This is a genomic window from Sphingomonas sp. LR55 (genome assembly GCF_036856015.1).
Classification (GTDB): domain Bacteria; phylum Pseudomonadota; class Alphaproteobacteria; order Sphingomonadales; family Sphingomonadaceae; genus Sphingomonas.
On the sequence record NZ_JASPFO010000002.1, the window covers coordinates 51517 to 70614 of the forward strand.

Annotated in this window: 19 protein-coding genes, 1 pseudogene and 1 riboswitch; of the genes and pseudogenes, 9 read left to right on the top strand and 11 right to left on the bottom strand. The window is 64.1% G+C overall.

Annotated elements, in window-relative coordinates:
• Positions 1-53 precede the first annotated feature (53 nt).
• From QP181_RS19495 to QP181_RS19515, 5 genes and pseudogenes are all read right to left on the bottom strand, one after another.
• Positions 54-491 (bottom strand): copper uptake system-associated protein, encoded by a 438-nt coding sequence (locus QP181_RS19495; RefSeq protein WP_146168898.1) that lies wholly within the window; start codon positions 489-491, stop codon positions 54-56.
• Positions 484-1104 (bottom strand): SCO family protein, encoded by a 621-nt coding sequence (locus QP181_RS19500; RefSeq protein ID WP_107959528.1) that lies wholly within the window; start codon positions 1102-1104, stop codon positions 484-486. The genes QP181_RS19495 and QP181_RS19500 overlap by 8 nt, the downstream gene beginning before the upstream one ends.
• Before the next feature lie 67 nt (positions 1105-1171).
• A pseudogene (locus QP181_RS20185) lies at positions 1172-1577 on the bottom strand (copper chaperone PCu(A)C).
• A 20-nt stretch (positions 1578-1597) separates the two neighbouring features.
• The gene (locus QP181_RS19510) at positions 1598-2290 is read right to left on the bottom strand and encodes a superoxide dismutase (protein ID WP_333929736.1); all 693 of its coding nucleotides are present in this window, start codon (positions 2288-2290) and stop codon (positions 1598-1600) included.
• A 180-nt stretch (positions 2291-2470) separates the two neighbouring features.
• A complete protein-coding gene (locus QP181_RS19515; RefSeq protein ID WP_333929737.1) occupies positions 2471-2899 on the bottom strand; it encodes a DUF2946 family protein in 429 nt (142 codons plus the stop codon).
• A gap of 247 nt (positions 2900-3146) precedes the next feature.
• On the opposite strand from QP181_RS19515, the gene QP181_RS19520 reads away from it, so the two are divergent.
• Positions 3147-3902 (top strand): DJ-1/PfpI family protein, encoded by a 756-nt coding sequence (locus tag QP181_RS19520; RefSeq protein ID WP_333929738.1) that lies wholly within the window; start codon positions 3147-3149, stop codon positions 3900-3902.
• Positions 3903-4014: 112 nt separating this feature from the next.
• On the opposite strand, the gene QP181_RS19525 is transcribed toward QP181_RS19520, so the two are convergent.
• The 5 genes from QP181_RS19525 to QP181_RS19545 all read right to left on the bottom strand — a co-directional run bounded on the left by QP181_RS19525 (position 4015) and on the right by QP181_RS19545 (position 7287).
• Positions 4015-4131, bottom strand: a complete 117-nt coding sequence (locus QP181_RS19525) for a DUF2474 family protein (RefSeq protein ID WP_107959533.1) — start codon at positions 4129-4131, stop codon at positions 4015-4017.
• Entirely contained in the window at positions 4131-5144 is a 1014-nt protein-coding gene (cydB, locus tag QP181_RS19530; protein WP_333929739.1) for a cytochrome d ubiquinol oxidase subunit II, read from the bottom strand. Before cydB ends, QP181_RS19525 begins: the two co-directional genes overlap by 1 nt.
• The gene (locus QP181_RS19535; protein WP_192003474.1) at positions 5141-6550 is read right to left on the bottom strand and encodes a cytochrome ubiquinol oxidase subunit I; all 1410 of its coding nucleotides are present in this window, start codon (positions 6548-6550) and stop codon (positions 5141-5143) included. Before QP181_RS19535 ends, cydB begins: the two co-directional genes overlap by 4 nt.
• A gap of 73 nt (positions 6551-6623) precedes the next feature.
• Positions 6624-6779: a hypothetical protein gene (locus tag QP181_RS19540; protein WP_333929740.1), complete on the bottom strand. Its 156-nt coding sequence runs from the start codon at positions 6777-6779 to the stop codon at positions 6624-6626.
• A 148-nt stretch (positions 6780-6927) separates the two neighbouring features.
• Positions 6928-7287 (bottom strand): hypothetical protein, encoded by a 360-nt coding sequence (locus QP181_RS19545; RefSeq protein ID WP_333929741.1) that lies wholly within the window; start codon positions 7285-7287, stop codon positions 6928-6930.
• 194 nt (positions 7288-7481) lie between these two features.
• Here QP181_RS19545 and QP181_RS19550 point away from each other — a divergent pair, with 194 nt between their 5' ends.
• The 5 genes from QP181_RS19550 (at position 7482) to QP181_RS19570 (ending at position 14430) form a co-directional block, all read left to right on the top strand.
• Complete coding sequence (locus QP181_RS19550) at positions 7482-8078, top strand: hypothetical protein (protein WP_333929742.1); 597 nt, start codon at positions 7482-7484, stop codon at positions 8076-8078.
• Positions 8079-8204: 126 nt separating this feature from the next.
• Positions 8205-10340 (top strand): TonB-dependent siderophore receptor, encoded by a 2136-nt coding sequence (locus QP181_RS19555; protein ID WP_333929743.1) that lies wholly within the window; start codon positions 8205-8207, stop codon positions 10338-10340.
• Between the two features lie 12 nt (positions 10341-10352).
• Positions 10353-11192 carry a DJ-1/PfpI family protein gene (locus tag QP181_RS19560; protein WP_333929744.1) on the top strand — a complete coding sequence of 280 codons (840 nt, stop codon included), beginning with the start codon at positions 10353-10355 and terminating at the stop codon, positions 11190-11192.
• 54 nt (positions 11193-11246) lie between these two features.
• Positions 11247-13268: a TonB-dependent receptor gene (locus tag QP181_RS19565; protein WP_333929745.1), complete on the top strand. Its 2022-nt coding sequence runs from the start codon at positions 11247-11249 to the stop codon at positions 13266-13268.
• A gap of 1 nt (position 13269) precedes the next feature.
• Positions 13270-14430: a PepSY-associated TM helix domain-containing protein gene (locus tag QP181_RS19570; RefSeq protein WP_333929746.1), complete on the top strand. Its 1161-nt coding sequence runs from the start codon at positions 13270-13272 to the stop codon at positions 14428-14430.
• Here the strand turns inward: QP181_RS19570 and QP181_RS19575 are convergent.
• Positions 14342-14698 (bottom strand): ATP-binding cassette domain-containing protein, encoded by a 357-nt coding sequence (locus QP181_RS19575; protein ID WP_333929747.1) that lies wholly within the window; start codon positions 14696-14698, stop codon positions 14342-14344. The two genes, QP181_RS19570 and QP181_RS19575, sit on opposite strands and share 89 nt — an antisense overlap.
• Before the next feature lie 202 nt (positions 14699-14900).
• Positions 14901-15140, top strand: a riboswitch (cobalamin riboswitch).
• 168 nt (positions 15141-15308) lie between these two features.
• On the opposite strand from QP181_RS19575, the gene QP181_RS19580 reads away from it, so the two are divergent.
• The 3 genes from QP181_RS19580 to QP181_RS19590 all read left to right on the top strand — a co-directional run bounded on the left by QP181_RS19580 (position 15309) and on the right by QP181_RS19590 (position 18923).
• Entirely contained in the window at positions 15309-15938 is a 630-nt protein-coding gene (locus QP181_RS19580; protein ID WP_333929748.1) for a TonB-dependent receptor plug domain-containing protein, read from the top strand.
• A 71-nt stretch (positions 15939-16009) separates the two neighbouring features.
• On the top strand, positions 16010-17479 hold the full coding sequence (locus QP181_RS19585) for a TonB-dependent receptor (protein ID WP_333929749.1): 1470 nt from the start codon (positions 16010-16012) through the stop codon (positions 17477-17479).
• A complete protein-coding gene (locus tag QP181_RS19590; protein ID WP_333929750.1) occupies positions 17433-18923 on the top strand; it encodes a PepSY-associated transmembrane domain-containing protein in 1491 nt (496 codons plus the stop codon). The genes QP181_RS19585 and QP181_RS19590 overlap by 47 nt, the downstream gene beginning before the upstream one ends.
• The last annotated feature ends 175 nt before the right edge of the window (positions 18924-19098 follow it).

Sequence of the window (19098 nt, forward strand, 5' to 3'; positions counted from 1 at the left end):
CGCCGTGAAACCTTCCGCATGATCGAAAGGTAGCGCTGAGCTCGGTCCGGATATCACTTCCCCTCCAGTGTCTTCAGATAGTTTTCGTGGTCCTGCGCCGTGCCTACGAAGCGCTTCATGCGAGCTAGGTTCTCGGGGGGCAGTTCGGCTTCCGCTTTGGCAAGCCGGTCGGCGATCCAGCCGGCGTTGAAGTCGGGCACGCCAGCGCGCTTCAGATTCTCCGCGCGTCGGATCGAATCGCCGCTGCAGAGCACGAGCATCCAGCCGTACGTCCCCCGCTCGAACAAGGCCCGACCGCCAAAGTCGCCTTGGGTCCAGTCCGCGATCGCGTGATCGCCGCTTATGACGACCGGACCAAGCTCGATCGGAAACCGCGCACTGCCGAAGTGCGCTTCAGTCGCTTGAGCGATGCGTCCTTTGTCGACGACCGTGTTCGGAATGCCGCAGCCGGCGAGCGCAAAAGCGCCCGCCATCCCGAGAAACCTAAGCATCGATCAGTCGCTTCAGTCTAGTTACCGCCTGAGCCTCCGGTTCCTTGGCGTCCATCGTGTCGACAAATTGCCCATCACGATCGAACAGCAGTATCCGCGCGGTGTGATCGATCGTGTAATCGCCGTTCGGCAGCGGCACACGTTCGACATAGATCTTGAACGACTTCTCCATCCGCTTGAGCTCGGCTGGGTCTCCGGTCAGACCAATCACCGGCGCATCGAACATCGAGAGGAAGCTGGCGATGTCCTCCTTCTTGTCGTGCTCGGGATCGACCGAGACGAACACGACGTTCATCTTGTCCGCGTCGGTCCCGAGCCGCTTGCGGAGCAATTCCATGCGCGCCATCGTCGTCGGGCACACATCCGGGCAACGCGTGAAGCCGAAGAAGATCGCGTAGGGCTTGCCTTTGAGCGTCTCATTGGTGACCGTCTTTCCCTTGGTGTCGACCAGTGTGAACGGCCCGCCTGGTCCCGCGCGTTGCGATGTCGTGGCGCTATTGCCGGAGGCATTGGGTTGGCGCGAACATCCCGTGACGGTCACGACCAGCCCGAGCGTGAGGACGGTTGCCAGAGCGGTACCGCGCAGCAACCCGCGCGTGCGTGGATCCGACATCACTTATGCCCCCCATTCTGACCGGCCGGCGCTGCATCGCCAGCGCCACCGATGACGAACTGCACGGTCACCGTCCCCCGCGCGCGAAACGCAGCGTCGCCGGAACCCGTTCGCCTGCCTTAAGGGGGGACTTCAGGCCGATCAGCATGATGTGATTGCCGCTCGGCGCGAGCGTCGCAGTGCCGCCTGCCGGCACTGCGAGACCATCGACGAGCTGGCGCATCCGCATGACCCCGCCGTCCATCGACATGGTGTGGATCTCGACGCGTTCCGCGCGGCGACGTGGCGGAAATAAGCCGGTCTCCTCGTGCTCCGGCGTTGCGGATCGTCAGGAAGCCCGCCCCTACCGTGGCACGCGGCGACGTAGCCCGCGACCAGGGCTGCGAGATGGTGAGCGAGCCCTTGCGGACATCCTGCGCAAGGGCAGGGGTGGCAAGCGTGGCGACGAGCGCCAGCGCGATGCGATAGGTCATTCTACTTCCTTTGATAGGGTTCAGCGCGTGCGCGCAGCAGCGAAGCGGTCCGAAACGGTCTTCCAATTCACAACCTGCCACCAGCCATCGAGATAGTCGGCGCGGCGGTTCTGGTATTTGAGGTAGTAGGCGTGTTCCCACACGTCGTTGCCCAGCACCGGGGTGCCCTTCACATCGGCGACATCCATCAGCGGATTATCCTGGTTGGGGGTGGATGTGATGGCGAGCGTGCCATCCGCCTTCACCACCAGCCACACCCAGCCCGAGCCGAACCGCTTCGTACCGGCTTCCCTGAAGGCGACCTTGAATGCCGCGAGCGAACCGAACTGTCGATCGATTGCGGCCCCGAGCGGGGCGGAAGGCTGCCCGGACTGTGCGGCCGGCGCCATCGTCTTCCAGAAAAAGCTGTGGTTCCAATGACCGCCGGCGTTGTTCCGGACGACCGGCGGGAGCGTGCTGGCCTTCGCCAGCAACGCCTCCAGCGATCGGCCCGCGAGCGACGGATCGGCCACCACGGCCTTGTTCAACGCATCGACATAGGCCTGATGATGCTTGTCGTGGTGGATCGTCATGGTCGTCGCGTCGATCGCGGGATCAAGCGCATCGGTGGCATAGGGTAACGCTGGAAGCGTGAACGGTGCCGGCGCGACTTGCGCGAACGACGGCACCGGCGCGCACAGGGCGATCGCCCCGAAAAACAGGCAGCGAAACATTGATGATTTCCTTATCGCGAAAGGCTCCATCGATCGTGCGCGAGAGCTTGGTCGCCGACATGGTGTCGACGCCTCCCGGTCAGTCGATCGACGTGACGAGCCTGTACGCACACCCGATCACGCGCCGGGTGCACGGTGACAGTGCCGCTGCATCCGGTCATGCCGGTGGGCGGATGATCGTCAGTTCAGCGAGAGCGGTGGTCCACGTAGCGGTGGGCGTAGATACGGATGAGGTTGCAGCGTTGCCTTGGGCGCTGTCAGCAAGGCCGACGCGGCGACGATGGCGAGTGCGGCCAACAGGATGACGGGATCGACAGCGCCGAGGATCTGTGCCGAAAGACCGGCATAGGCGCAGGGCATTTCGGTCTTGCCGTGATCGGCCGACGGCGCGTGATCGGGCATCGCTGCCTTCATCGTGGGCATGTCGTCGCCCATTCCGGGCATCGCCGTCGCTTCGGTCGTCATGCCCGAGCAAGTAACGATGGTGATCGCACCGCCGTCGTTCGCGATCATGTACCCGGTCGGAACGAGCAGCTTCAACAGCAGCACCGCGACACATAGCAGCACGGCAAGATGACGTTGCGCAAGGAGGCGGCGGATCGCAGGCACGACGCAGAGCTATCGTGATCAGGGCCTTGTCACTTGGGCATTCTGCCCAAGTGACAAGGGGGTTGCGGTGGTTAGTCATGCGATAAGCAGGCGCTGGGTTCGGCCTCGGCCGGGAAAGTTGCGATGATACCATCCGGCGTACGAGTATCCACGAACCACTGGGGAGCCACACATGGTCGACTGCGATCGCCGAACGGCAACGATGATGACTCTGTTTGGAACGCTTCTGGCAAGCGGAACGGCGTCCTTGGAGGCATCATACACCAGCGCCGAACCGAACGGCTACATGGACAAGGTTCCTGCCGCCTGGAAGGGCAATGAGCAGATCGGCATCGTCCTGTACGATCACGTCACGGCGCTCGACGTTATTGGGCCGCATTATTTCCTGGGCCGGCTGGCCGGTGCGACGATCCACTTCGTTGCCGACAGTATTCGCCCGATACCGTCCGAGAACGGCCTCGTCCTGACGCCAACCGCCACGTTCGAGACCTGCCCCAAAAATCTCGACGTGTTGCTGATTGGTGGCGGTACCGCCGGCACGCTGGCGGCGATGCGCGATCCGGCGATGCTCGCCTTCCTGCGCGATCGTGGAGCGCGCGCCAAGTGGGTGACGAGTGTCTGCACGGGATCGCTCGTGCTCGGTCGCGCCGGACTCCTTAACGGGTATCGCGCGACGTCGCACTGGATTGGCCGACCGCTGCTGAAGGAATTCGGCGCGGTCGAAGTCGATGAGCGCGTCGTCTTCGACCGCAACAGGGCGACCGGGGCAGGGGTCTCCGCTGGCCTCGACCTGGCGCTTGCCCTGATCCAGCGGCTTCGTCCCACCGAGTTTGCGCAGATGGTCCAGCTGTTTGCCGAATATGCACCGGCGCCTTCGCTCGATAGCGGTACGCCGGACCACGCGCCCCCTGCGGTACTCGCTCGGGCGAAGGACATGCTTACGGGCTTCGTGGCAGGTGTGCGTGAAGTCGCCGCCACGGCGAATGATCGACGCCCGGGCTGATAAGATCACCGATTAGAGCGTGCGCCGACGGACGCCGGCACGTGGCGCGTACCGATGCATGCAGCCCCCTTCCGGCCTGGAAACTCGCCTTTCCCGGCCGGAGTAGAAGAGACTAAAGTAGCACCGAACGAATGGCGAAGGCGACCGCCGCAAGTGCCAGCACGCTCCCGGTCCAGATCGCTGCCAGCCAGCACAGCCGCCGGACGAACGGAGATTTGGGCGTGGCCATCAGTGATACCCCTCGCCGACCTTACCCCTGAAAACCCAATAGGCCCAACCGGTATAGCCGATGATGATCGGGATAATGACGACGGTCCCGACCAGCATGAACAACTGGCTCTGCTCCGGTGCCGCAGCTGCCCAGATCGTGATGGCGCGCGGTACAACATAGGGGAAGATGCTGATGCCCAGCCCGACATAGCCCAACAGGAACAGTGCAAGCGCCGCGAGGAAGGGTAGCTTGTGCCTACCGCGGGCGATCGACCAAAACAGGATTCCTGTGATGACGACGACCAGCAACGGTACCTGCGCGGTCAGCAGGACCCCTGGCATCGCGAACCAGCGTCGCCAATAATCGTAGCTGAGGAATGGCGTCGCCACACTGACCGCGGCCATTGCAACGACCGTAGCGATGCTCAGCATCCTGGCCATCCGTCGCGCGTGCGCCTGTGCGGGGCCGTCCGTCTTACCGATCAACCAGGTCGCGCCAAGCAACCCGTAGCCGACCGCTACAGAGATACCGGTCAGGACGGTGAACGGAGTGAGCCAGTCCAGCCATCCCCCGGCGAAGGCACGGCCCACGACCCGGATGCCCTGCAGGATTGCGCCTAGCATCATGCCCTGGGCGATCGCTGCGACCAGAGAACCCAGCATGAAGGCCCTGTCCCACCAACGTCTGTGCACCGGATCGCGCCAGCGGAACTCGAACGCCACCCCGCGAAAGACCAGGCCCAGCAGCATGGCGATCACCAGCGGATAGGTGGCGGGAAGGATAATCGCGTAGGCGAGAGGGAAGGCCGCGAACAGCCCGCCCCCGCCTAGCACCAGCCATGTCTCGTTTCCGTCCCACACCGGCGCGATCGAATTCATCGCGGCGTCACGCTCCGCCCCGACCTCGAAGCCGGGGAACAGGATGCCGATGCCAAGATCGAACCCGTCCATGACGACATAGGCGAATATGCCGAATGCGATAATGACGGCCCAGACGACCGTAAGGTCCAGACTGTATGTCAGGCCGGTCATGCGTCCTTCTCCTTGTTGGTCGGCTCGAAGGTCGCTGCCGGCGTGATGCCGGCTGCATGGCGCGGCGTGCGGCGCGGCTCAGCCTCATGCGCTTCGGGTGGTTTGGCGATCAGGCGAAGGACGTAGAGGACGCCCAATCCAAAGACCGCGAAGTAGACGACGACGAAAGCGGCAAGTGACGTCGCCACTGCGGGGGCAGCAATCGGCGAGCGCGCGTCCGCCGTCAGCATATGACCATAAATGACCCATGGCTGCCGGCCGACCTCGGTCGTGATCCAGCCGGCGAGCACTGCCACGAAGCCCGCCGGTCCCATTGCCACCGCCGCACGGTGTAGCCAGGGTGTGTCGTACAACCGGCCTCGCCACCGTGCCCACAGTCCCCACACGCCGAGCATGAGCATTGCCAGCCCAAGCCCGACCATGATCCGGAACGACCAGAACAGGATCGTTGCCGGGGGACGTCGATTGCGCGCGAAATCCTTCAGTCCCGGCAGCGGGGCGTTCAGGTCATGGCGCAGGATCAGCGAACTGAGCCTGGGTATCTCCACGGCATAGCGGACCTGCTCGTCGCGGTCGCTGGGTAGGCCGAACAGGATGAGCGGCGCTCCGTCAGGATGCGCGTCGTAATGCCCTTCCATCGCCAGCACCTTGGCCGGCTGATGCTCGAGCGTGTTCAGCCCGTGCTCGTCGCCAGCCAGGATCTGGAGCGGTGCCATGACCGCGATCATGCCCAGGCCCATCGCCAGCATCTTGCGCGCGCCGAGGTTCGCCCGATCGCGCAGCAGGTGCCATCCACCAACCGCGGCGACGACCAGCGCCGTCGTCAGGAATGCGGCAATGACCGTGTGGGTCAGCCGGTAAGGGAAACTGGGGTTGAAGATGATCGGCAGCCACGATCCTGCAGGGACGAACTGCCCTTGCGCATTGATCGCGAAGCCGGTCGGAGTGTGCATCCAGCTGTTGACGCTCAGGATCCAGGTCGCCGAGATTAGAGTGCCAAGTGCCACCATGCAGGTAGCGAAGAAGTGCAGTCCGCGCCCGACCTTCGTGATGCCGAACAGCATGACGCCGAGGAAGCCCGCTTCCAGGAAGAAGGCTGTGAGCACCTCGTAGGCCATCAACGGACCGATCACGGGGCCGGCCCGGTCGGAGAACACCGACCAGTTGGTGCCGAACTGGTAGGACATGACGATGCCGGAGACGACGCCCATGCCGAACACGATCGCGAAGATCTTTAGCCAGTAGCGGTAGAGGTTGGCGTACACGCCGCGCCCGGTCCTGAGCCAAAGGCCCTCGAGCGTCATCAGGAAGCTGGCGAGCCCGATCGAGAACGCGGGAAACAGGAAGTGGAAGGATACCGTGAAGGCGAACTGTATCCGTGCGAGAAGAAGCGCATAATCTGTCATGGGAGGCCTGTTCGTCGTGCCGGACCTGGCCGGGCACGGAGCGATGCCGAACGACTGGCGCTCGGCACCAAGTTCATCCTGCCGTGCTCGTGGCCGGCTGCGGATCGGTTGCGCCTGCACGCTCTTCGGTCGCGCGTTCCAGCATGAGGAGCATCGCGGTGACCGCGACCCGCAGAACCACGAAGATGTCGAGTTTTCGGCGGAAACGCCGTTCACCGGGAGTCAGCATTCCGCTGCCCTTCCGATCAGTGAGACGGGGCCTTGGCGCCGGGCACACGACGCCCTCGCCCGGACGGACGATGAGTTAGACATTGATGATCCTGTTCCGCCCGCGATCGACGCGGGCATCTCTGACGAAGCGGGCGCCGCGCGTCGGCTCAGCTGGACGAGACCACCGAGTGGACGTTCAGACGCATGAACGACTGGTCAGAGGGGGAAGGGGGGCCTCGCGCCCACGGTCGAAGCCCGTACCGCGACGTCTCGACCGGTGCCGGTCCAGGGCGTAGGCCGCTGCCCATCGTGAAGGCCAGAGCGACGATCAGCAGGTCGAGCGGTACTGCAGCAAGCGCCGCCATCGTCAGGCCGGCATAGGCGCACGGTGTGTCATGCTTTGCGGGGGCGTCGTGGCTCGCATCGTCCGGCTGCTGCGCCAGTCCGGGTACCTCCAGGACCATCGGCTCGGTCATCGTGCCCGAGCAAATCGATACGATCATCTTGCCGTGCGACATCGTCGGCATGTATCCGCTCGGTACGACGAGCCGTAATGCAAGCGATACCGCAAGGATCAAGACTATCGCCAGCGAATGGTTTTGAACAAGATGGCGAATGGCCGGCATGAGAACGCGCTAAGTCACGCCGTCGCCCTGGTCGATGTGACATTATGTCTCATGTGCGCTGCAGGGCTGGTGCTTAAGTCCATTTCGATATCCCCATGATATTGGGAACCCGCGATTATTTTTGCTTCTTTGCCAACGAATGTTCCCGGGCGGAATTGCGCATGAAACGGCGGCAGGTTCGGATCGCACGAACGTCACGAGGAGGTCATCCTGTCCAAGTGACAGTTGCTCATGACTGGGCTACCTCGCATCGGGTGTTCGCACTTCGCCGCCATGTTCTGGCTCATCGCCATCTTGCTGCGCTGATTTGCGTTGCGGCGCTGGCGCTGAAGCTGCTGATCCCGTCGGGCTATATGATCTCCGCCGAGCACGGTCGGATCGCGATCACGATCTGCTCGGGGGTCGCACCGCAGACCATTAACCCTGGCACGAGCAGGGACATGGACATGACCATGCCGGGGATGCACGGCGACATGGCCGATCAAGGCAAGTCCGACGAGCATGGCAAGACGGAGATGCCGTGCGCGTTCTCCAGCCTTTCGGCGCACGCGCTCGCGGCGGTCGATCCCGTCCTGCTGATCGCGGCCATCGCCTTCGTCATGGCGGTTGGCTCGCGAGCGGTCGGATCGCCGCGCCTTGCACTTACGCCGCATCTCCGGCCGCCCTCGCAAGGCCCGCCCGTCTTCAGTTGACCTGTTGAATCGCACCTGCCTCCCATCGGGGGCGGGTCGCTGTCGTTCATGGTGCGCTGCCAAAGGCTCGCGCGCCAGTCAAAGGCATTTTCGATGTTTCGACCGAAGTCTCTTTTTGGGACGACGATGGCTGTCGCCGTCGCCGCACCCTGTACGTCTTTCTCAATTCCGACCGTGCACGCTCAGAACGTCGAAGCTCGGACTGCGCCGATTGACCCCATACCGACCAATGCCGGGCCAAGCTGGACTGGCGATACGATCGTCGTCACGGGTATCCGCGACGGATATGCCGTTCCCGAGACAGCGTCCGCAACGCGCACCACCACGCCTTTGATCCATGTGCCGCAGTCGGTGCAGGTGCTGACCGGCGCGCTGCTGCGCGAACAGGATCGTCGCCAGCTCGGCGAGGCTTTGGCGAATGTGTCGGGTGTCGTCGGCAACCGCCCCGAGGAGGGCTTGACCGTAGGGCCGATCGTGCGCGGCTTCATGGCGGAGATCTATCAGGATGGCCTGCCGATGTTCGGCGCGTTTTCGGCGGCCAACGATCCCGCAAGCCTGGTCGGCATCCGCAGGATCGACGTGCTGAAAGGCCCGAGCGCCACACTCTACGGCGGCGGCGTCGGCTCGCCGCTTGGCGGCCTCATCAATATCGAAAGCGAGCGCCCCGGAACCAAGCTTCAGGGCTATGCCGCGATCCGGGCCGGAAGCTTCGCGACTTTCAATCCTTACGGCAAACTCGACGTGCCGATCACAACGGGCATTTCCGCGCGTATCGCCGGCGAATATCAGAGCAACGACCACTGGGTCGACCGGATCGAGGGCGAGCGGATCTTCGTCCAGCCGAGCATCGCTTTCCAGCTCGGCACCCGGACCGACCTGATGGTGCAGGGGCAATATGGTCGCCGTGAGCAACTGGAATATTCGGGGCTTCCCGCCGCGCAGACCTTGGCAGGCGAAGTGGATCGCAATGCCTTTCCCGGCGCGCCGAACGGTCAGCCGCGGTCCAGTACCACGAACCAGATGGTCACCGGCACCTTGCGGCACGACTTCGGCGACGACGTGCGGTTGACCGTCACAGGCCGCTATTACGAAAGCCGCGTGCCGCAGTTCGGGACCTTCATCTATCCGGACATGTACCCGGCCGACCCCGCCACCCCGACGACCTATCCGCTGCTCGCGCTCAACATGCTCAGCCATTTCGAGGAGGCGACGTTCGATGCGAACCTGGTCGCCAAGACGGAGATGGTGGGCGGGACGCACACGTTCCTCGTCGGGGCGAGCTACGACCATACCGATTTCTATTCGGACATGGCCTTCACGGGCATGACGCGCGGATCGATCGACCTCGCCGATCCGACCTACGACGTGTCGTTCGGCGAAATCCTGCCTCCCAGTCTCCTGCAGACGGACCGATACGAGACGCGGGCCATCTACGCGCAGGATCAGGCCGATTATGGCTGGCTGCACCTCACCGGATCGCTTCGCTACACGCGGCTCAGGTTCCGCGAGGACCAGCAGGCGACAGACGAAACGTATCATCGGCTGTCGCCGCGGATCGGTGCGACGGTCGACGTCGTGCCGGGGGTAGCGCTCTATGCCGGTTATGCCACAGCCTTTCGTGGCGCGTTCGGCCTCATGAGCCGCTTTACGCCGCGGCCGGAAACGTCGCGCAACGTCGAAGGTGGCATCAAGCTTGCGGCGACCGGCATCGGCCTGTCGGGCACGCTGGCGGTGTACGAACAGACGCGCAACAACGTCGCGACGCCCGATCCCGATCCGGCCTTTCCGTTTTTCGCGGTGCAGACCGGGCAGCAGCGATCGCGCGGGATCGAGGCCGACCTGATCTGGGAACCGCGCCCGGCGTTCTCGATCATCGCGAACTACGCCTATACCGATGCTGCGGTCACCCGTGACACCAACACATCGCTGATCGACGACCGGTTGCCGCGCGTGCCGCGGCACAGCGGGCGTATCGCCGCACGGTATCGCGTCCTGGGCGGCGCGGCGAAGGGCCTGTCGCTGGGTGCGGGCGTCACCGCCTTCACCGCGCGCGAGATCACGCTGCCCAACAGCGTGTCCGTGCCGGGCTATGCGGCGATCGACGCGCAGGCATCCTATGACATCGGGCGGTTCACTGTGCAGGTGTCAACCGTCAACCTGGGCGGCGCGCGCAGCTTCGACACCTATCAGTATTTCGCCTTCCCGGTCGTGATGCCGACGCAGCCGCGCTCGGCGTTCGTCACGCTCAAGACGCGTCTCTGAAAGGATATGTCGATGACGAACATCGATCGCCGTACCGCTGCGCTGATGACGCTGCTCTCTCCGCTGGCGGCGGGTGCGGCCGGCGCACAGACGGCGTCCGCCAGGCTTAAACCTGCGCCGATGGCGCCGCCCATGAACCACGCGATGCCCGGCAACAGCGGCGACGGCATCCACTGGATAGGCGACGAACAGATCGCGATGCTCATGTACCCCGGCATGACCGTCATGGACCTGATCGGGCCACAGTCGATGTTCGCATCGATGATGGGCGCCAAGGTCATGCTGGTCGCGAAAACGCTCGAACCGGTGACCAGCGACGCGGGCGTGACAATCACGCCGCACGCCACCTTCGACACCCGTTCGCGGGACTTGACGGTGCTGTTCGCGCCGGGCGGCACCGACGGGACGATCGCTGCGGCTCGGGATCCCGCGACCATTGCATTCATGGCCGATCGCGGTGCCCGCGCGAGATACGTCACCAGCGTCTGCTCGGGCTCGCTGATCCTCGGCAAGGCCGGATCGCTGAAGGGGTACAAGGCCACCTCGCACTGGTCGTGCCGCAACGCGCTGGCGGGTTTCGGCGCGATCCCGACCGACGCGCGTGTCGTGCGCGACCGCAACCGCATCACCGGCGCGGGAGTGACGTCGGGGCTCGATTTCGGGCCGACGATGATCGCCGAACTGCGCGACCGGACCTACGCCGAATGCACCCAGCTGATGAGCGAATATGATCCGCAGCCACTCTTCAACGCCGGCACGCTCAAGACCGCGCGTCCCGAGGTGAAGGCGCCGATGATCGAACTGATCGCCGGATTCAGGAAACAGGCCGAGGCCCTCGCCGCCAACGGCTGAATCCGCAGATCGACGAAGTAACGAATTAAGGGGAAGACTGAAGTGAAGACGATAATGCTCACTGTGCCAGGCCTGATGTTGGGTCTGGCGCTCGCCTATCCCGCCACCGCACAGACGGATACCGCAAGGACGGCCGCGACGGGGCCGGTAGAGGGCGATACGCGCTTCACCATCGGCGATATCGTCGTGACCGCGCCCAGCATGGCGCGCTCGACCGAGAATGTGCTGACGTCGGTCGACGTACTCGGCGGCAACATCGTCCAGCGCCAGTCGGTCGACAACACCTGGGAGCTGTTCGCGCGGCTGCCGGGTGTCGTGCTGACCGACTTTAACCAGGGCACCACCTCGGGCCGCTTCTCGATCCGCGGCTTCAATGGCGAAGGCGAGATCAACGCGGTCAAGCTGCTGATCGACGGCGTCCCGACCAACGACAATGCCGGCGGCATGACCGGGATCGACATGGTCTCGCCGCTCGACATCGCCGGGATCGAACTGGTCCGCGGCACCTCCGATCCGCGCTGGGGCCTGCATAATATCGCGGGCAACGCGAACATCCTGACGCGGATCGGTGGTAGCTACCTCGACGCGCGGGCCATCGCGGGCGCGTTCGGGACGATCGACGGTCAGGTCTCCGCGGGTCTGGAACGCGGCCAGTTTAGCCAGAACTACCTGGTCAGCTACCGACGCACCGATGCGTTTCGCGACCATGCCGATCTCGACCGGCTCAATCTCGCGGCCAAATGGTTCTACGACTTCGGATCGACGCGGCTCGGCGCGATCGTCCGCCATTCGAACGCGACCGCCGAGGAGCCAGGCTACCTGACCGATGCCGATGCCTATACGAACCGACGACGCTCCTACGCGGTTTCGGAAACCGATGGCGGCAAGCGTCGGCTCGGACAGTACAGCGTGCACCTCGATTCCGACCTCACCGGCGATCTCGCGCTCAGTGCCAAGGGCTATGCCAACGCTTTGCGCGACGACCGCTACGTCCGCTTCTCGGCGAACGTCGCGCAACAACGCCGGTTGACCCAGGAATGGCAATATGGCGGCACGCTCGCGCTGCATTACCACGCCAGCGACGCGCTGATGATCGAGGCGGGCGGCGACGTGCAGGTGCAGGACAACAAGAGTCTGCGCTGGCTGACCAACCGGCGTATCCTCACCAACCAGACGCGAGACCAGAAATTCAGCCTAACCGTGTACGGCGGGTATCTGCAGGCGGTGATCGAACCGACCGACTGGCTGAAGATCACGCCCGCATGGCGGCTTGACCGGGTCGAGGGGGATTTCACCAACCGGCTCGCTGGCACGACCGCGCCGATCAACGATTACGGCACGATCAGCCAGCCCAAGCTGAGCGTCGCGATCGTGCCCGTGCACGGCGTCACGGTGTACGGCAATTACGGCCGGACCTTCCAGATCGGTGCCGGCTCAGGTGCGTATCTGGTGGCGCCCCGCGTCGTCGATGTCGCGGCGTCGATCAACGAAGGGTTCGAGGGCGGCGTGAAACTGACGCGCGGTCGCTGGCTGGAAGCGCGCGTCGCGCTGTGGCAGCAGACCGCGAGTGGCGAACTGAAGCGTCGTCTGAACGATCCATCGGGCGATTTCGACAATCTCGGCAAGACGCGTCGGCGGGGCGTCGATTTCCAAATTGACGTGAAGCCGGTGCGCAGCGTTGCGCTCTGGGGCAGTTATTCGCACCAGACCGCACGGATCGTGACGCCCGATCCGGCGACGCCGTCGCAGGCGGGCAACGCGATCGACCATGTACCGCAGAACGTCTTCTCGGGCGGGCTGGACCTAACCCCGGATCCGAAGCTGCGCGTATCGTTCTGGGGTAACGGACAGTCAAGCTATGAGTTGAACCCGGCGAACACGCAGGGGCGCTATGGCGACTATGTCGTGCTGAACGCGGAACTCGCCTACAAGGTGACACCGCAGCTCGAACTGTCGGCGCAACTGAAGAACCTCGCGAACGATCATTACGAATATGTCTGGTACGACGGCACGCAGCGGCTTCACGCGCCGGCAGACCCGCGCTCGCTGTTCGGCGCAGTGCGGTTGAGCTTCTAAAATGGCGACGCGTCCTTCGCTGCGCGTGACGATGCGGCGCGTCCACCTGTGGCTCGGGCTGACGATCGGCGTGCTGTTCGCGTTTGCCGGGCTGACCGGCAGTCTACTGGTGTTCTATCCGGAAATCGACGCTGCGCTCAGCCCGGCGCTGCGCGCGGTGCCGACGGGAGCACGCCCGGCGTCGTGGCAGGCGGTGATCGATACGCTTCACCGCGAGCATCCGTCGCGCACTGGCGCGTGGCGGATCGAGGTGACGGGGGAGGGCGGCGCTATCCCTGTCCGGTACTACACACCGAAGGAAACGACAGGACGCGCCTTCGCGCCGCTGCTCGCCTGGGTCGACCCGGAGCGTCTGACGACGATCCGCACCGGCTTCTGGGGTGATACGCTGGTCACCTGGATCTACGATCTTCACTACCGCCTGTTGCTGGAGCAGCCCGGCGGGATCGCGATGGGGATTGCCGGGATCGTCATGCTAGTACTGCTGGCGAGCGGCTTGTGGGCGTGGTGGCCGCGATCAGGGGGCTGGTGGCGGGCGCTGCGGTTCAAAACGCGCGCCGTGCCGATCCGGCGACTATACGACTGGCACAAGCTGGCCGGCCTTTCCGGACTGATCCTGTTGCTGGTGGTGACCGCGACGGGGGTGATGCTCGACCTGCCCGACCAGACCCGGCCGATCATCTCCAGCGTCTCGCCGCTTTACCAGACACCCAAGCCGGCCGTGATGCCCGGAAGCACCCGATTGACCATCGACGCGCTCATCATGCGTGCACGTCGGCGCTTTCTCGACGGTGCGCTTGCCTGGATCGAAACGCCGCCCACTCCCTCAGGGGCGGTCCGTATCAATCTCGCCCGCCCCGGCGAGCCGAGCCGACGCTTCCCGCGCACCAATGTCTGGTTCGATCCCCATGATGGTCGCATCCTTGCCGTGCGTGACGGCCGTGCGGAGAGTGGCGGCGACACGGTGCTGAACTGGCTCCACCCGCTGCATGGCGGTGAGGCGTTCGGGCTCACCGGTCGGCTGCTCGCGCTGGTCGCGGGTATACTGCCCATGATCCTGTTCACGACCGGTTTTATGCGCTGGTCGCGGCGCCGCGACTATTCGGAGCGTCGGACTTTGGCGAAGTTCGCAGGGCCGAACGAACGGCCGCGAGGCATATGACAGTGATGTTCGCGTAGGCAATGCGTCGGCGTGCCGCGTCAGCGTCCGCACCTGGATCGATGCCGCAGACTGCGATCTGTCCTGCATCGGCACGCACAAAGCCGAGCAAAGCGGACAAGGTGGTCGATTTGCCCGCTCCGTTGCCACCCAACAATGCCGTGATGCTGCTGGCGGGAACATCGAGCGATAGACCGTCGAGAACGCGATGGTTGCCATAGGCAACCGCCAGTTCGTGGATAGCAATAGGGTTACCGTTATTATCGGGCATAAGCCTCAATCTAGCTGCGACATGATATAGCGTATCATACGATGTTGTTGCCGCGTTGCAACAGGAGCGTTCCGTCCGCTATTGGAAAAGCAGGTTGCGCTAGAGGACGCCGCCTGGACGCTAGACCGTGACGTTCGGTTATGGCGATTGCTCAAGAGCATTGATCGGGATACATCGGCGCCGCTGAACTGCTTTTGAAGCAGGCTGGCATGATCGCGTCGGTGTCCTGAGAGGGACTTAATAGGGAACGCGGTGAGGGTGGTTCGCCGCCTGAATCCGAGGCTGTCCCTGCAACTGTAAGCGGCGAGCGCGATGCATATCGCTTCTTCCTTCATAGGAAGGGGCAGCCACTGGGCCGGACGTAAGTCACGAAGGCCTGGGAAGGCCGTGCATCGTGTGATGACCCGTGAGCCAGGAGACCTGCCGGCGTCTGGTCGCTCTTGCCGGGCCCAGGGGGTGGCCGCGGCACGGTACTCCGTCGAGCGACGACGTGTGCGGTGGGGACCGTACGGGCATGCGTGCCGGTCGCGATGGCGTCCGCATGGCGCGGATGTCGGCCGTTCGCGGGAGGTCCCTGCCGGGTTCGCTCGACGCCCCGGGGATTACCGTAATGCCATTCCTATTGTTTCGACTCGCGGTCGCGGGGGCTTTCCTGTCGCCTGTTTTTGCAGCGCCGCTCAATGCGCAGTCTTTGCCTGCCTCCGACAATGAAGACATCCTAGTTGTCGGCCAGCATGCCCGCGACACGCTCACCACTCCAAACGCGACTGGCAGCCGCCTGGGCCTTACGCCGCTCGAGACCCCCGCGACGATCTCGGTCATCGATGGCACCACGATCCGCGCACGTGGCGACCTCTCGGTGATCGACGCGACAAGCCGTGCGCCGGGCATCAGCAACGCCGGCAACCCCGGCAACGGTGGCACCGCGCTCGCCGCACGGGGCTTCAGCGGTCAGGGATCCATGCTCCAGCTCATCGACGGCATCAGGCTGTTCCCGGCTGCGGGCACGATCACCTTTCCGACCGATCCGTGGATGGTCGAACGGATCGACATCCTGAGTGGCCCGGCCTCGGTGCTCTACGGCCAAGGCGCGCTGGGCGGCGCGGTGAATGTCCTGATGCGCAAACCCAATACGCAGCGGACGCACGTGGAGGGCGAGATCGGCTATGGCTCGCAGGACAGCTTCCATGTGGCAGCTGGCGCAGGGGGCCGATCACCGAGCGCCTCTCGTACCGCATAGATGGCAGCTATCGCCGATCGGACGGCTATGTCGATCGCGGCCAGTCGCGCAGCTATGCAGTCTCGGGCACATTGCGCTGGGCACCGACCGACACGCTCGTCGCCACCGCGCGTGACGATTATGGCGACCAGAAGCCGATGCGCTATTTCGGCACGCCGCTGATCGAAGGACGGCTCGACGACCGCATCGGGGAGCGAAACTACAACACACGCGATGGCTTTATCCGCTACCGCGACAACCGTACCAGCCTGCAGGTCGACTGGACGCCGAGCGATGCGGTCACCGTCAGCAACCAGGCCTATCGTCTCACCTCCAAACGCTCCTGGCTCAATCTCGAAACCTATTGCTGGATCGCCGCGGACGGCGTCTGCGCCAACGGCAGCGGCAACACCGGCACACCGGGGCGCATCCTGCGCACCGACATGACCGGCATCGTCCACGATCAGACGCAATGGGGCGATCAGGGCAGCGTGACGCTCAGGACAGGCATCGCCGATGGCGTCAGCAACTACTTTGTCGTGGGCTTTGACGTCAACCTCATCAAACTCACCTACTCCCACAACTTCGGTTCGGACCCCCAGGTTTCGGAGGTCGATCCTTTAGCGTTCGATCCAGGTCTGATCGTCGACACGCAGGGGATCGCACCGCGCTATCGTACGCGCACCACCGAATATGCGGTCTTTGCCGAGGACCGGCTGAAACTCGGCACGCATGTCTCGATCGTCGGTGGCGTGCGCTACGAGCACGACAAGATCCGCCGCTGGTCGATCGACTATCCAGGCGGCGTCAGCACCGAGACGTTCGCGCTCGACAAGCGGCTGCATAACGTGACCTGGCGGGTCGGTAGCGTCTATCAGCCGATCCCGACGGTGTCGCTCTATGCGCAGTATGCCACCGGCGTGGACCCACTGGGGACGCTGACCACCTATTCGACCGGGCAGGTTCAGTTCAGCAACGCGGTCGGCGACCAAGTTGAGGTCGGCGCCAAGGCGGTGTTCCTCGACGGTCGCGGCACCGCCACCCTCGCCGCCTATCGCATAGTCAAGAAACGCCTGCTGGCACAGTTGACCCCGACGAGCCCGGTCGAGCAGGTCGGCCAGCGATCTGCCAAGGGGATCGAGGCCGCGGTATTGCTCGATCTGCCCTACGGCGTCGGGATCGATGCAAACGGCAGCGTGCTCAACGCGACGTTCGACGACTTCGTCTCCGGCGGCTCGAGCTTCGACGGCAACACCCCGCCAGACGTCCCCGAGACGCTTGCCAATCTCTGGCTGCGTTTGAACGCAACGCGCTCGCTCCAGGCGCGCGCCGGGCTGCGCTACGTCGGGCGTCGTTATTCGGACAACGCCAACAGCTTCCGCGTCCCCAGCTACACCACGATCGATGCCACGCTTTCCTTTGCGGTGACACCACGCCTCGCGGTCGATATCCACGGCTACAACCTGTTTGACCGGGCCTACGCGCTAAACACGTACAACAATCAGCAGTGGGTCCTTGGCCGTCCCCGCTCGGTCGACGTTTCGCTTCGTGCCAGCTTTTAACGCCCTCAGGCGGCCGGCGCTTGGCAAGACTGCCCGGCGCTGGCTGTACCTCGTTCATCGCTGGATCGGCATCGCCAGCTGCCTGTTCTTCGCCATGTGGTTTCTGTCCGGGCTGGTGATGGTCTACGTGCCTTATCCCTCCCTCTCGCCAGCCGATAAGCTGGCTGGGAGCGAGGCGATCGACTGGGCAGCAGTGAACGTGCCGCCCCCGCTGGACGGCGGACGGCTATCGCAGGAGCTGTTCCTCGAGATGCGCGACGGCGCGCCTGTCTGGCGCGTGACCGGGTGGGATGGAACGCACACCACTCTCGCCGCCAGTCGCGGTACCGTCCTGCGGCCAGTCGATGCTCGTTACGCCGGTCGGGTCGCTGGCCGCTTTGCCAACGCACCGACGAGGCACGTAGAACGGCTGACCCGGGATCAGTGGACGGTTGCTGGCGGCTTCGATCGACACCGTCCACTTTGGAAGGTTGCGCTTGCCGACGCGTCCGGCACGGAGGCCTATGTGTCGTCGAATACGGGCGCCGTCTTTCAAGTGACCACCCGTCGCGAGCGGTTCTGGAATTGGCTCGGCTCGGTGCCGCACTGGCTCTATCCGACGGTTCTAAGACAGGATCAAACGGCTTGGCGTCAGGTCGTGCTATGGGTGTCTGGTCCCTGCATCGCCGCGGCGGTCGCGGGGATGTGGATCGGCATCCTGCGGACCCGCATCGGCGCACGGCGCTTCAAAGGCGGGCGAATGACACCCTACAACGGCTGGATGCTCTGGCATCATGTCGCGGGGCTGGTGGGTGGTGCTTTCCTAGTCGCCTGGATCTTTAGCGGTTGGCTGTCGGTAGACCCTGGTCATTTGTTTGGCGGGACGAAGCCGGACAAGGCGGCGATGCGGATTTATCAGGCCTCTGATCCGATGCCGGACCTAGCACTCGACCGGCTCCGCATAGCAGGCGAGGGTGCGGTGATAGCGCAGTTGACTCACCATGCGGGAACCCCCCTCGTCCTGCTGTCCTATCACGACGGGCGGCGAGTAGTGTTGAATGCGGTCACACTCGCGCCATCCCAAGCTACAGAGGTGGCCATCGTGAGGGCCGTACGTCATCTGGAGAGCTCCGCGCCGCTACTCTCGGTCGATTGCCTGACGGCGCCCGATGCATACTGGTATGCGGTCGGGATGCTACCGCGTCTACCAGTGTTGCGGCTGCGTTTTGCCGATCCGGCGCAGACTTGGTTCTATGTCGATCCCGCTACCGGGGAAGTTCTCCGGACGGTCGATGAACGACAGAGGGTGTACCGCTGGGTATTCAACCTCCTCCACAGATGGGATCTGAACACGCTGACATTGCACCGGCCGGCCTGGGATGGACTGATCTGGCTGTTCTCGATCGCCGGTGTTGTGACGTCGATAAGTGGTATCTGGCTTGGGTGGAAAAGGCTCGCACGGTAGCGGTTTTTGTAGCCAGCTTCCCGGAAACCATTCAGCGGCTGCGACTGCCGTCCAAAATCACCTCAGACCGTCCGAAAACGTATTCTGGGCAGATGCGCACTCGATCGGGTGTCAGAAGAGCCGTCGCTGACGCTATTTTCGGCCCAAGTCCGCTTTGATATCGCATAAACTGCGC